General features: G+C 47.8%; 8 protein-coding genes. 3 read left to right on the top strand and 5 right to left on the bottom strand.

From position 1 onward, the window contains the following. Positions 1-40: 40 nt before the first annotated feature. From fusA to rpsB, 5 genes are all read right to left on the bottom strand, one after another. On the bottom strand, positions 41-2,125 hold the full coding sequence (gene fusA / locus QT992_RS09515) for an elongation factor G (protein ID WP_333376901.1): 2,085 nt from the start codon (positions 2,123-2,125) through the stop codon (positions 41-43). Between the two features lie 390 nt (positions 2,126-2,515). Beyond that, on the bottom strand, positions 2,516-5,029 hold the full coding sequence (gene recG / locus QT992_RS09520) for an ATP-dependent DNA helicase RecG (protein WP_333322420.1): 2,514 nt from the start codon (positions 5,027-5,029) through the stop codon (positions 2,516-2,518). Positions 5,030-5,263: 234 nt separating this feature from the next. Then, positions 5,264-6,214 carry a hypothetical protein gene (locus tag QT992_RS09525; protein ID WP_333322422.1) on the bottom strand — a complete coding sequence of 317 codons (951 nt, stop codon included), beginning with the start codon at positions 6,212-6,214 and terminating at the stop codon, positions 5,264-5,266. Positions 6,215-6,612: 398 nt separating this feature from the next. Then, a complete protein-coding gene (tsf, locus tag QT992_RS09530; RefSeq protein ID WP_333320821.1) occupies positions 6,613-7,272 on the bottom strand; it encodes a translation elongation factor Ts in 660 nt (219 codons plus the stop codon). A 431-nt stretch (positions 7,273-7,703) separates the two neighbouring features. Further along, on the bottom strand, positions 7,704-8,534 hold the full coding sequence (gene rpsB, locus QT992_RS09535) for a 30S ribosomal protein S2 (RefSeq protein WP_333320819.1): 831 nt from the start codon (positions 8,532-8,534) through the stop codon (positions 7,704-7,706). A 564-nt stretch (positions 8,535-9,098) separates the two neighbouring features. Between rpsB and QT992_RS09540 the strand changes: the two genes are divergently transcribed. The 3 genes from QT992_RS09540 to QT992_RS09550 all read left to right on the top strand — a co-directional run bounded on the left by QT992_RS09540 (position 9,099) and on the right by QT992_RS09550 (position 12,877). Next, positions 9,099-11,312, top strand: a complete 2,214-nt coding sequence (locus QT992_RS09540) for a cation:proton antiporter domain-containing protein (RefSeq protein WP_333320818.1) — start codon at positions 9,099-9,101, stop codon at positions 11,310-11,312. Between the two features lie 64 nt (positions 11,313-11,376). Next, positions 11,377-11,883: a hypothetical protein gene (locus QT992_RS09545; protein ID WP_333320816.1), complete on the top strand. Its 507-nt coding sequence runs from the start codon at positions 11,377-11,379 to the stop codon at positions 11,881-11,883. A 367-nt stretch (positions 11,884-12,250) separates the two neighbouring features. Then, entirely contained in the window at positions 12,251-12,877 is a 627-nt protein-coding gene (locus QT992_RS09550; RefSeq protein ID WP_333320814.1) for a DUF3038 domain-containing protein, read from the top strand. The last annotated feature ends 3 nt before the right edge of the window (positions 12,878-12,880 follow it).

Consider the following 12,880-nt stretch of genomic DNA (forward strand, 5'->3'; position numbering starts at 1 on the left):
TGATTGACTGCGACAAATCATTTCATCGCAGTCAAATACATTACTTCGCAGCTTGACGCTCTTTTGCCGCCTTAATCACTTCTTCAGCGATGTTATTCGGACAAGGAGCATAGTGCGAGAACGACATTGAGAACTGTCCGCGCCCAGATGTCATAGTACGCAAGTCGCTAATGTAACCAAACATTTCGCTCAACGGTACATCTGCCTTGATCCGCGCTCCTGTTTGTCCTGTCTCCTGAGATTTCATCATCCCCCGGCGGCGGTTGAGGTCGCCGATCACGTCGCCCATGTAATCATCTGGAGTGAATACATCGACATTCATAATCGGTTCGAGCAACTGAGGCCCTGCTTTAGGCAGAGACTGCCGATAGGCCGCTTTGGCAGCAATTTCAAAAGCCATTGCTGACGAGTCAACGGGGTGGAAACCGCCTTCTAGAAGCGTGAATTTCAAGTCTAGGCAGGGGAATCCGGCCAAGACGCCTTTGTCGATGCAGCTTTCAAAGCCTTTTTCGACGGCTGGCCAATATTCTCTCGGTACGCTACCACCGGTCACTTTTGACTCAAACTGGAAGCCACTTCCAACTTCACCAGGCTCGATCACATAGCCGATTTTGGCAAATTGACCGGAACCACCTGATTGCTTTTTGTGGGTGTATTCGTCTTCGAGGCGCTTGGTAATCGACTCGCGGTAGGCTACCTGTGGTTCGCCGACTTCTACTTCGATACCGTGGGTGCGCTTGAGAATGTCTACTTTGATGTCGAGGTGTAACTCGCCCATCCCCTTGAGAATCGTTTCGCCGCTTTCTTGATCCGTCACCATGTGGAAGGATGGGTCTTCTTGCACCATCTTGGTGAGGGCTGCTCCCATTTTTTCTTCGCCGCCTTTTTGTTTCGGTTTGACCGAAATCGAAATAACGGGATCGGGGAATACCATCGGCTCTAGGGTGGCGGGATTTTTGGGGTCGCAGATGGTGTGTCCGGTGCGGACGTTTTTCATACCGACGATCGCCACAATGTCTCCTGCTTGCGCGGATTCAATTTCTTCGCGAGAGTTGGCGTGCATTTCCACCAAACGGCTGATGCGCTCGGTTTTGCCTGTGGCGGTGTTGAGTACGGTGTCACCCTTGGACAACTTACCGGAGTACAGGCGCGTGAAGGTTAAAGCACCGTAGCGATCGTCCATGATCTTAAACGCGAGTGCCCGCAATGGCCTGTTGGGATCGACGAGCGCAAACTCGCCGGTTTCCTCGCCATCGAGATCGACTTCTGGCTGCGGTGTGACTTCCATCGGGTTAGGCAGGTAGTCAACTACGGCATCCAGAACCAACTGCACGCCTTTGTTTTTAAACGATGAGCCGCAGTAGGTGGGGAAAAATGCCCGATCGCGAGTACCTTTGCGAATGCAGCGCTTGAGGTCGTCGAGGCTCGGCTCGTTGCCTTCGAGATACTGTTCCATCACAGTGTCGTCTTGCTCGACTGCCAGTTCGATCAACTTTTCGCGCCAAGTTTCGACATCATCGACCATATCGGCGGGAACATCTTTAATTTGATAGTTCAGGGGATCGCCGGAATCATCCCAGATCCAGGCTTTGCGGGTCAGCAAATCGACTACGCCGCAAAACTTTTCTTCTATGCCGATCGGCAAGACCATTACCATCGGTTTAGCGCCAAGGATTTTATCAACTTGCTTGACAACGCGGTAAAAATCTGCACCGGTGCGATCGAGCTTATTGATGTAGATGACGCGAGCGACTTTGGAATCGTTAGCGTAGCGCCAGTTGGTTTCAGATTGCGGTTCAACTCCACCCGAACCGCAGAACACACCAATGCCACCATCAAGAACCTTCAAAGAACGGTAAACTTCGATCGTAAAATCGACGTGTCCGGGAGTATCGATGATGTTGAGCTGATGCTCGTTCCAGAAGCAGGTGGTAGCAGCGGATTGAATCGTAATACCGCGCTCTTGCTCCTGTTCCATGAAGTCAGTAGTCGCCGCGCCTTCGTGAACTTCACCGATTTTGTGGATTTTACCCGTCAGTTTCAGGATTCTTTCAGTTGTGGTGGTCTTGCCAGCATCTACGTGGGCGAAGATGCCGATATTTCGATAACGAGTGAGATCTTTCATAAATTAGTGTTGAGATTAAATGCGACGAACCGTCGGCGACCACCTGCAAGCGTGACAAGCGAGGAATCAATGTTGCCTGGTAAGGCCAGTACAGGCCGGATTTCCTTTTTCCTGTTTCTGGCAGGACTATCTTAATTTTGACACTTCCCCGTCATTCCTGCGAAGGATTCTTGGTGCGATCAGTACGGGAATCCTTACAATCGATAAAAATAACCCAGACCAAGCTGAAAAACCCGGTTTCTTTGGTCGGAGAAGACCGGGCGGTTGAAACCGCGTCTACACAAACAAAACCTGCCTCCGCAGGTTGAAGACCGGGCGATTTAAATTGCGTTATTTTATTCAGTCCGCGGAGGCGGACTTCGTTTTTGTATAAGCGGTTTCAACCGCCGTCTAAGTCAAAATCGACCCACTCATCATCCGCTGATATCTCCGCTCCAATTCATCCCGCACCACCGGCCACTGATTCAAACTTTCATCATTTTCAATTACCATTTGAGCCGCCGCCCTCGCCAACTCCAAAACCTCCTGATCCTCCACCAAACTCGCCAAAGCAAAATCCGGCAAACCCGACTGCCGAGTTCCCAAAACCTGACCAGGCCCGCGCAATCTCATGTCCATTTCCGCAATAAAAAAACCATCTTGAGATTGTTCTAAAACCTTCATTCTCTGCATAGCTTCCGCCGATTTGGAACCGGGCATTAACAAACAATAAGAACGGTTGCTGCCCCGACCGACTCTACCCCGCAACTGGTGCAGTTGCGACAGTCCAAAACGCTCAGAATTTTCAATGAGCATTACCGTGGCATTCGGCACGTCTACTCCCACTTCGACCACAGTAGTAGATACTAAAATATCCGTTTCTTTGTCCCGAAACTTAGAAATTGCTTCATCTTTGTCAGCACTGCTCATCCTGCCGTGGAGCAAACCCACCTTAAACTCAGGAAATACGCTTTTTTGCAGTTTCTCTTGTTCCTCAATAGCCGATCGCACATCCAACTTTTCCGACTCCTCCACCAGCGGCAGCACCACATAAACTTGACGCCCGCTCGCCACTTCCCGCCGAATCAAATCGTAAGCTTGAATGCGTTCTTTGGCAGACAGTACAGTGGTTTGAATCGCCTGCCTGCCGGGGGGAAGTTCATCAATTTGACTCACATCTAAATCCCCGTGCAGCGTCAGCGCCAGCGTCCGGGGAATGGGAGTTGCCGTCATCGTCAAAACGTGGGGAGCTTCGCCTTTTTGCTGCAATTTAGCGCGCTGCTGTACACCGAATCTGTGCTGTTCGTCAATTACCGCCAAACCCAATTTATGGAAATTTACCGTATCTTGAATTAGCGCGTGAGTTCCCACTAAAACGGGCAATTCTCCGGTTTCTAACTGGTTGTGAATTTCTCGGCGCTTGGCTACTTTTGTCGAACCAGTTAACAGTTCAACAGACAAGTGCATCAAATTAAACCAACCTACCAATTTGCGGTAATGCTGTTCTGCTAAAACTTCTGTCGGCGCCATTAAAGCGGCTTGATAGCCGGATTGAATTGCTGCTAGCATTGCCACGACGGCTACTACGGTTTTGCCTGCGCCGACATCGCCTTGCACTAATCTGTTCATCGGTTGCGACGAAGCTAAATCGTTGAGGATGTCATTAATTACTCTTTCCTGAGCATTCGTCATCGCAAAGGGCAAGATTTCATAAAAATGTTCGATCAATTTGCCAGTAGGAAGGATGACTGCACTAGCTTGAGCTTTTCTTTGGGTTTGGCGGCGCTTTAAAAGTCCTAATTGCAGGTAGAAAAATTCGTCAAAAACTAAGCGACGGCGAGCGGCGGCCAAACAATCTCGATCGAGCGGAAAGTGAATATTAGTCACGGCATCGGCTAAACCCATTAAACCGTAACGCTCGCGCAAATCCTCCGGTAGCGATTCTGGCAACATTTTCGCCGCCGGCATTGCAGCCAAAATCGATCGCCTCACCGAACCAGCATCCACCCCCTCAGTCAGCGGATAAACTGGTATCAGGCGGCCGACTTTCATTGATTCGATCGCACCCTCGGAGTCGTCTAATACTTCTAACTCAGGATTTTCTAAAGTAATTCCATATTTACCCTGCTTCACCAACCCGGAAGCTGCCAGCACCGCACCTGTACAATACTCGCGCTTTTTGAATTCTTGCCAACCGCGATTGCTATAGCGAGGGCCTGCAAAAAAACGACTAATTTTTATCTCTCCGGTGCGGTCTTTTAAAATTACTTCTAATATGGTTAACTTCTTATTCTTCGGACTAGAAAAGCAATTGCAGCGCTTTACTTCAGCGATTAAAGTGACAGTTTCCCCAGCTACTAGCTCGCGAATTTGTACTTGCTTTGCATAGTCGATGTGGTTGCGGGGATAGTAGTAAAGCAAGTCGTATACAGTATATAAACCAAGTTTGACCAAGCGGTTGCCGTTGGCGGGGCCGATGCCGGTGACGCGGGTTAACTGTTGGTCAAGAGTCAGGCTTGGTGGTGCGGCTGCTGTACTCAGGGGTGCAGTTCGGGGAACGGAAACTGCTGGGGCGGTTGGTTCGGAAGCGTTTGCGTTTGCGGGTCTGACTTGTCGTGCTTGTTCTTGCTGGTGGCGAGTTTCTTGTTCCCAAACTTGCTCCAATTGCCTCAGAAAACTGACGGTAATGGCGATCGAATGCTGGCGCTGTTCGAGATCCTTCTGAGGGTAGATGTCAAATTCAGCGGCTAGTTGTCTGGCTCGATCGCGCGAAGAAGCCGCCACAGAACCTGCCAACTGTCTCAAACTCAGGCCCAGAAACTCGCTGAAGCGGTATTGACTGCCTTGGATGTCGTTAAATCCGCGATCGGCTTCTACTGAAAGAGCTTTTTGCAATCGCTGCCATTCTGGTTGGTTATTAGTCATCAGTCATTAGTTATTAGTCATTAGTCATTAGTCATTGGTCATTAGTCATTAGTCATTAGTCATTAGTCATTAGTCATTAGTCATTAGTTATTAATCATAGCTCAAGAATTCCCGACAACTGCCAACTGCCAACTGACAACTGTCAACTGCCAACTGACAACTGACAACTGTCAACTGACAACTGTCAACTGCCAACTGACAACTGACAACTGTCAACTGACAACTAACAACTGACTAATCTTCAAACCAACTCGATCGCCAAGCCGACTCAGCCTCCACCACAGCGAGTTCCCGCTGCTTTTTCTGGTAATCGCGGCCCAGCGAGTTCAACTTTACAGAGAGGTTACGAATTTGCTGGCGCCAAGCCGAGGTTCCCGCATCGGCAAACTCTATTTCCGACAGCCGCAGTTTAATCGCTGTAATGTGCAGCGCCCTACTACCAAAGGTTGTTGCCGCCAATTTTCGCGATGCTGATGAGGCATCGGTTTCAATGATTAAGTTTAATAAGTTAGGCGGCCCGGCAACACTATCGCCGGAGGATTCAGCTTGAGAAGCAGCTTCGAGAACCGGTTCTGGTAATTGACTCGGCAAGATTCCCGACTGTTGCAGCAAGCGGTTGGTGTCGCGAGAAAGCAGCTTGAGTATATGGACGATCGACTTTTCAATACTATTTTGCCAGCGTGCCAAACTTTCTGGGGAATTGGCACTTGGCAATTGATAATTTGCCAAGGAAAATAGATAGTTAATGGCGGAAACTTGGTTTTTTTCCTGTTCGTCTTCTTCCTGTTCGTCTTCTTCGTCTTCCTCTTCTTCCTCTTCGTCTTTGTCGAAGTCGTCTTCGTCTTCCTCTTCGTCTTCCTCTTCCTCTTTCTCTTTCTCTTTCTCTATTTCTTCCTCTGCTTGTGATTCAGTCACCAGCGATCGCAATTTTTCCTCCGACGCCACAGCCAAAGCCCTTACAGACTGCTGCATTTTTTGCCGCCCATCGAAGGACAACTTGAGAAACGACTCCGGTACTGCTTGAGTGCAAAGGTGATAGCAAGCCAAAATTAACTGCTGCCGCACCGCTTGCCCCAACGCCGTTAAATAACCTTCGTAGGTACTGCGAAACTCCAAATTCAAGGCTGCTAAAGCCTCTTCGAGTCCTGCCAAATCTTGCTCTATTCTCTCTCGGGGTCGCACCATATCTCTCGTATAAAATTAAAATATAGCAATCCCAAGTCAGTTAGGAACGTGGTTCAGGCTTCTAGCTTGGACGGGCAAGATGCCCATCCCACAAATCATTTAGGATTGCTATAGGACTTATATCATTTCCGGTAACACCGGAATGATTTTTACTGTTGACGGTTGACTGTTGACGCCGTGAACGCCGTGAACGCCGTGAACTCTAATTTACTATTCCGATGCTAACGGATTTGATATTACGCAAGTTTTCCATTTTTACGCTGTCTGTAGTAGTAAGGTTTGCAGTGCCCACCCTACAAATATAGTCTGTCGATAAGTCCTATAAAAATTAAAAATTAAAAATGCAAAAAATTTATTTTTCACATTTTTAATTTTTAATTCTAAATCTTAAGTTGGGATTATTGAACACCCATTTGGGCTGCCACTTCATCGGCAAAGTTAGCTTCTACCTTTTCAATGCCTTCGCCCAAGACAAAACGCACGAAGCGGCGCACTTGGACATTTTCTCCAATTTGGGCGATCGTTTGTTTCACCAACTCTTCCACGGAGATATTCTGATCTTTAATAAAAGGCTGATCCATCAAAGATAACTCTTTCATTCGCTTCTCAATCCGCCCTAGAACAATCTTTTCTTTGATGTTGTCCGGCTTGTTGCCCAAGTCATCTTTGCCCATTTCAATTGCCTTTTCTCTTTCGACAACTTCGGCGGGGATATCTTCAACTTTCACGTATTCCACATTCGGGCAAGCTGCAATTTGCATCGCAATATTTCGCACCAAAGTTTGGAATTCTTCGCGACGTGCCACAAAATCTGTTTCGCAGTTAACTTCCACCAGCACTCCCACGCGGCCACCCGTGTGAATGTAGCTGCCTACAAGCCCTTCTGAGGCAACTCGTCCACCTTTTTTACCTGCCGAAGCCAGACCTTTTTTCCGCAGCCACTCAATGGATGTTTCCATATTGCCTTCGTTTTCAACGAGGGCTTTTTTGCAGTCCATCATGCCCGCGCCAGTTTTTTCGCGCAGTTCTTTAACAAGTTTTGCAGATATGTCCGCCATCTTCTTTAAGTTCCCAATCAAAATTAGTTATTAGTCATTAGTCATCAGTCATTAGTCATCAGTCATTAGTCACTAATTTTAATGTTAATGATTAGACCACAGTGAAGAAATACCCAGTCGATCTTAGTACCGACTTTGTAGGTGTAGCGCTAGAATTCATTCTGGCGCTGACACAATGAATGCTTTTGGCAGAGCTCTACTAATGACTTAGACTCGTGCTAAGCAGTCGCCCATTTAAATTGTATATTCAGGGCGGGCGGGACGCCCAACCCCTACTCCCCACAAGACTTTAATCTTTTTTGACATACAATTTAAATGCAGACCAGCTTATGTACAATTAAAAATTAAAAATATCCAACTAAAAATAATAATTATTTTTAATTTTCAATCTTTAATTTTTAATTTCCTGGTGTCAGATTCCGAGGGCAATACTAGCTCTCGGTTTCTTCGCCGTCGGCCTCAGCAGCGTCGTCGGGATCTACATAATCGGGGTCATCCAATTCTTCGATTTCGCCATCATATTCAGCGCCTTCGTAACCACCGTCGTAGTCGTAGTCTTCATCAGAGTCGCCGCCCTGCTGACCGTGACGACCTTCGTAGATGGCATCAGCCAACTTGCCGACAATCAGCTTGATCGATCGAATAGCATCGTCATTCGCCGGAATCGCAATGTCAACCAAATCCGGGTCGCAGTTGGTATCCAACAGAGAGACGATCGGAATTCCCAACTTTTGGCATTCCAACACCGCATTATACTCGCGGCGTTGGTCTACCAGCACCACTCCGTCGGGAATCTTCCGCATAGATTTAATCCCGCCCAGATATTTCTGGAGTTTTGCCATTTCTCGGCGCAGTACCGAAGCTTCTTTTTTCGGCAACAAATCCAGGGCGCCGATTTCCTCGCGGCGCTCCAAATCCTTGAGGCGCTCCACGCGGGACTTAATCGTCGTCCAGTTTGTGAGCATTCCCCCCAGCCAGCGCTGGTTGACGTAATAAGCACCGCAGCGTTGAGCTTCTTGGGCTACAATCCCGGCAGCTTGGCGCTTCGTACCCACGAACAAAAACTTTTTGCCTTTTTCTGAGGCAACTCTCATGTACTCGTAGGCGTCTTCCATAAGCTGAGCGGTTTGCACGAGGTCGATGATGTGAACCCCGTTGCGCTCTGTGAAAATGTATGGAGACATTTTCGGGTTCCACCGACGGGTTTGGTGTCCGAAGTGAACCCCTGACTCTAACATTTGAGCCAAACTGACTACTGGCATTGTATTTTTAACTCCTAATTCGGGTTAATCCTCCACCCGGTCGTATTTCTGAAGGTTTGCGCCCTAGAAACACCCGAAAACCCGGATGTGCGAATTTAAACAACTTTTCTAGTTTATCACAGCGCGCGCTACTTTTGCTGACAATTTTATATCACTAGGTTTAAACTCAGATGTTGCACCATTGTCAAGAACGGGCTCTCCGGCCCGTTCCACAAAGAAAGAATGAGTTTTCTTGTGGAACAGGCCGAAAAGCCTGTTCCTAAACAAGTAATTGAGAATGGTGCAAGATGTGAGTTTAAATGGGCGGTGGGCACCCGGAGGTGAGATATAGTGCGGGGTACGCCGGCTGCGGTTAAAGTTACTTGCAAGCGCTTGTAAAAAACGAAAAATCCTGGTGGGATGTTGCCAAAGCCTTTGTTCGCTTGTGAGAGAATGGCCTTGTTGGTGCGCCTCTGGTGCCTTCTACCTTCGATCGAGCTGGTATCCATTTTTTTCGATCGGCAATTCAGTCAGCTTTAGTACCCTGCCCTCTCCATCCGCAAAAATCCCCAAGCTAAAAACGCCATGCCCATACCCATTCTCGTTCTGCTTGAAGTTCTAATTGTCATCGCACTTTCGAGACTTGTAGGTTTAGGATTTCGAGCGATCAAACAACCTCAAGTCATTGGAGAAATTGTAGCAGGAATTATGCTTGGGCCTTCTCTATTTGGCTTAGTTGCACCTGCCACCGCAACAGCACTTTTTCCAGCCGAAGCCGTTCCCTTCCTCAACGTGCTATCTGAGGTGGGGCTGATATTTTTCATGTTCTTGATTGGTTTGGAACTGAATCCAAAGTATCTCAAAAGCAATTTAGATATAGCGATTTTAACTTCCCACGTCAGCATTCTAGTGCCGTTTTCCCTGGGAAGCTTGCTCGCACTGCTGCTGTATCCCATCGTTTCAAATAATAGCGTTTCGTTTACCGCCTTTGCTTTGTTTTTGGGCGCTGCGATGTCAATTACTGCATTTCCGGTGCTGGCAAGAATTATTACAGAACACAACTTGCAGAATACCAAATTGGGGACGCTGGCCTTGACTTGCGCTGCGGTAGATGACGTGACGGCGTGGTGTTTGTTAGCGGTGGCGATCGCAGTTACTCGTACTAATTCGATGATCGGTGCTTTGCCGACAATTATTGCATCTTTAATTTACATCGGTTTCATGCTGACTGTAGTCCGCTGGTTCTTGCAGCGGCTTTCCAAACAGTACAACCGCACTGGCAGATTAACACAGTTATTGCTCTCCGGCATTTACATGGGAGTTGTAGCTTCTGCCTTAATTACTGAATGGATCGGCATTCATTTAATTTTCGGTGCGTTTTTGCTGGGTGCTGTTATGCCGAAAAATGCAGGATTAACCAGAGAATTAGCTGAAAAAACAGAAGATTTTGTACTAATATTTCTGCTGCCAATATTTTTTGCTTACAGCGGCTTGCGGACTGAAATCGGCTTGCTCAACAGCCCAGAATTGTGGCTGCTGTGCGCCGCAGTTTTGGGAGTGGCAATTATTGGCAAATACGTCGGCACTTACGTTGCGGCTAGAGTTTGTGGCATCAGCAACCGCGAAGCTTCAGCGCTGGGATGGCTGATGAATACTCGCGGTTTGACTGAACTAATTGTGCTGAATATCGGTCTTTCCTTGGGTGTAGTTTCGCCACTGCTATTTACGATGTTAGTCATCATGGCTTTAGTGACAACTTTTATGACTTCGCCGCTGTTGGAGTGGACTTATCCCAAACGGTTAATTCGGTTAGATATTTCAGAAGTTAACTCGGAGGATTCAGAATTAGAGGATTTAAAAATGGCTGACAGCAGCGAAGAAACTGCTAATGAATTGCTGCCAACTTATCGAATTTTAGTACCCGTTGCCAATCCCAGCACGCAGAAAGGTTTACTGCGACTAGCGGTAGCGCTGGCGCAGCCGGCTGCTGGTATGGGTGGTGAGGATTTACAGTCGGCGGCGGTTCATCCTCTGAGTTTGATAGAATTAAATGATGACTATGCCTTTGAAAGTACGCCTGCGGAAGCCGATCGCATTATTCAAGAGCGCCGCTCGAAATTATCAGAATTGATTGATAGTTTGGAAGTGCCCGATGCGAGAAAATTCGTACATCCCATCATTCGGGTTACTAATGATGTCGCCCTGGAAACGGCACAAATTGCGGAAATAGATCGCGCGGATTTGATTGTAGTAGGATGGCACAGACCTACTTTTAGCAGCAACCGTTTGGGAGGGCGTGTCGGCCAAATTCTCAGCAACGCTAAGGTGGATGTAGCAATTTTTGTTGACAGAGGCAGGGAAAGGTTGAATAACTTGTTAGTACCTTACGCGGCAAACATTCACGATGATTTGGGTTTAGAATTGGCGCTGAGACTGTTAGTTAATAGTGAGGAACGCCGTTTGACGGTGCTGCGGGTGGCGGTTGACGGGGAATCTGAAAACAATCTGAGTTACGAGTTTCAGCGAGTGATGGATCAGTTACCGGTTGAGGTGCGATCGCGCATTGAAACTCCGATTGTGGAGGCTGCTGAGCCAATTCAAGCAGTGGTGGCGGCTTCTGCTAATGCTGATTTGACTATTGCGGGTACGAGTCGGGAGTGGGGAATTGAGCGCCAAACTTTGGGACAGTATACTGATGAATTGGCTGTGCAGTGTCATTCTTCGCTGCTGATTGCGCGGTGCTACGTTAAAGTGCGATCGCACTTGGCATCGGTACTCAGTCAAACTACTCAGTATTAGTGATGAGTAGGGCGCGCAGTGGGCATCTTACCCAATTACCGATTACCAATTACCAATTACCAAGATGATGAATCATTTAAGCCTCAAATCGCTGGCATTTTACGGGATTGCGATCGGCTCAGTTGCACTGCTATTTAAAGTAGTAACTGCTTACGGGGAAGCAAATTTAAAGGCGGCCCCGGCAATTGCGGGAACTTATCGCTTCGATCCTAACAGTTTGCCCGAATGTCTGAAATCTGATGTTTTGGTATTGACAATCGAGCAATCGGGTGTTTATTTGAGCGGTAATTTGCGATCGGGCAGCAGGGAGGGCAGGGAAAAAACAGGCGAGGATAAACCTTCTCTATTTGGTAAGTGGGAAACTCAAGGATTGAACTTGTCGGGTGCGGTTCCTAATTTAGCGGGTTGCAGCGACTCCACAGCAACCGGTCAAAACAGTTCTGTTAAAATGCGCGGAATTGTGGAGCAAGAAAGCCTCAAGGGAAAAATTAGTCTAACTGATAAGTCGGCTGCTACTGATTTTACGGCTCAAAGAGAAGCGGCGGTGCAACCCCAAAAGCTTGAACATTGATTGATGCCAATAGAGAATAAGAAAGGGGAAATGGGTAATTCTTTGTCGCTTTCTGACCGTAAAGCATCCAGGATACAAGCCGCCGGATTCATCCGTGGGGTCAATGCTTCAATTCTAAAATCTAAAATCTAAAATCTAAAATCGATTGACTCTTCCGTTCACCCCTGGCGAAGCAAGGAATCACAAAGTGGCGGTGGGGCGGGAGTGGGCGATCGAACTCCCGCCGGAGCTCGCCTGTGACGGTCGGTTGCTGCTAAATTAGAAAATATACTTAAAAGTCAATGATAAAAATAAAGTATCCCAGAGAAGTTCTTGGTTGAGAATTTGTCTTGCTCAAGACCCCCCCTGCCCGTATAGTTTGTTTGGAATGGATGTTGCCGTGATATTAATGCCGTCAGAAACTTCGCTTACCCAGTCAAACCCGTTAATTTTAGACAGTTTGCCAGACTTGTCGCCCTCCGATGGGGGATGTCCCCGCCGAGCCAGATTGCAAATTGACTTGATGTTGCTGGCGATCGAAGCCTTGTATCTCGGAGGTGCCGAAGAAATGCTGGCCGTGTCAAGGGACCTGGAATTGGAATCAATTATCAAAAATCGGGTTGCCCTTTGGCTGATGCGTAATACTAACCCGCTGAGACGCTATACCCAGCGCCGCTCCCTTACCATTGTGGAGGCAAAAGCGCTGGTGGCGATCGCCTGTAATATGGCGCGCAAGTTAACCGCCACAATTCGGCAGTTGCTGCTAGACTCCCAGCAGTTGCGATCGAAAAATATCCCCCTCAACCAGAACCAGCCGCTGGCGGAGTATTTAGAACGATTTCGAGCTCACTTTCGATCGCGAATGAACCCCAAGCGATCGCTAGTTGCAGCTTACGATTCCGACGACAAGCTCAACGAACTAGCTTTGAACTTGTTGAGCAAACTGCTATTTTGTACAGGCACAGCCGGAATGCAGCGCTTCTGGGTTAGCCTGTTTGATGGAGAAGTTGAATAAAAA

The organism is Microcoleus sp. T3_D1, from assembly GCF_036700405.1.
GTDB lineage: Bacteria > Cyanobacteriota > Cyanobacteriia > Cyanobacteriales > Microcoleaceae > Microcoleus.

Excerpts from the sequence above, each read along its gene's own strand:
- fusA (WP_333376901.1), bottom strand. The coding sequence starts at position 2,125 with ATGAAAGATCTCACTCGTTATCGAAATATCGGCATCTTCGCCCACGTA.
- recG (WP_333322420.1), bottom strand. The coding sequence starts at position 5,029 with ATGACTAATAACCAACCAGAATGGCAGCGATTGCAAAAAGCTCTTTCA.
- QT992_RS09525 (WP_333322422.1), bottom strand. The coding sequence starts at position 6,214 with ATGGTGCGACCCCGAGAGAGAATAGAGCAAGATTTGGCAGGACTCGAA.
- tsf (WP_333320821.1), bottom strand. The coding sequence starts at position 7,272 with ATGGCGGACATATCTGCAAAACTTGTTAAAGAACTGCGCGAAAAAACT.
- rpsB (WP_333320819.1), bottom strand. The coding sequence starts at position 8,534 with ATGCCAGTAGTCAGTTTGGCTCAAATGTTAGAGTCAGGGGTTCACTTC.
- QT992_RS09540 (WP_333320818.1), top strand. The coding sequence starts at position 9,099 with ATGCCCATACCCATTCTCGTTCTGCTTGAAGTTCTAATTGTCATCGCA.
- QT992_RS09545 (WP_333320816.1), top strand. The coding sequence starts at position 11,377 with ATGATGAATCATTTAAGCCTCAAATCGCTGGCATTTTACGGGATTGCG.
- QT992_RS09550 (WP_333320814.1), top strand. The coding sequence starts at position 12,251 with ATGGATGTTGCCGTGATATTAATGCCGTCAGAAACTTCGCTTACCCAG.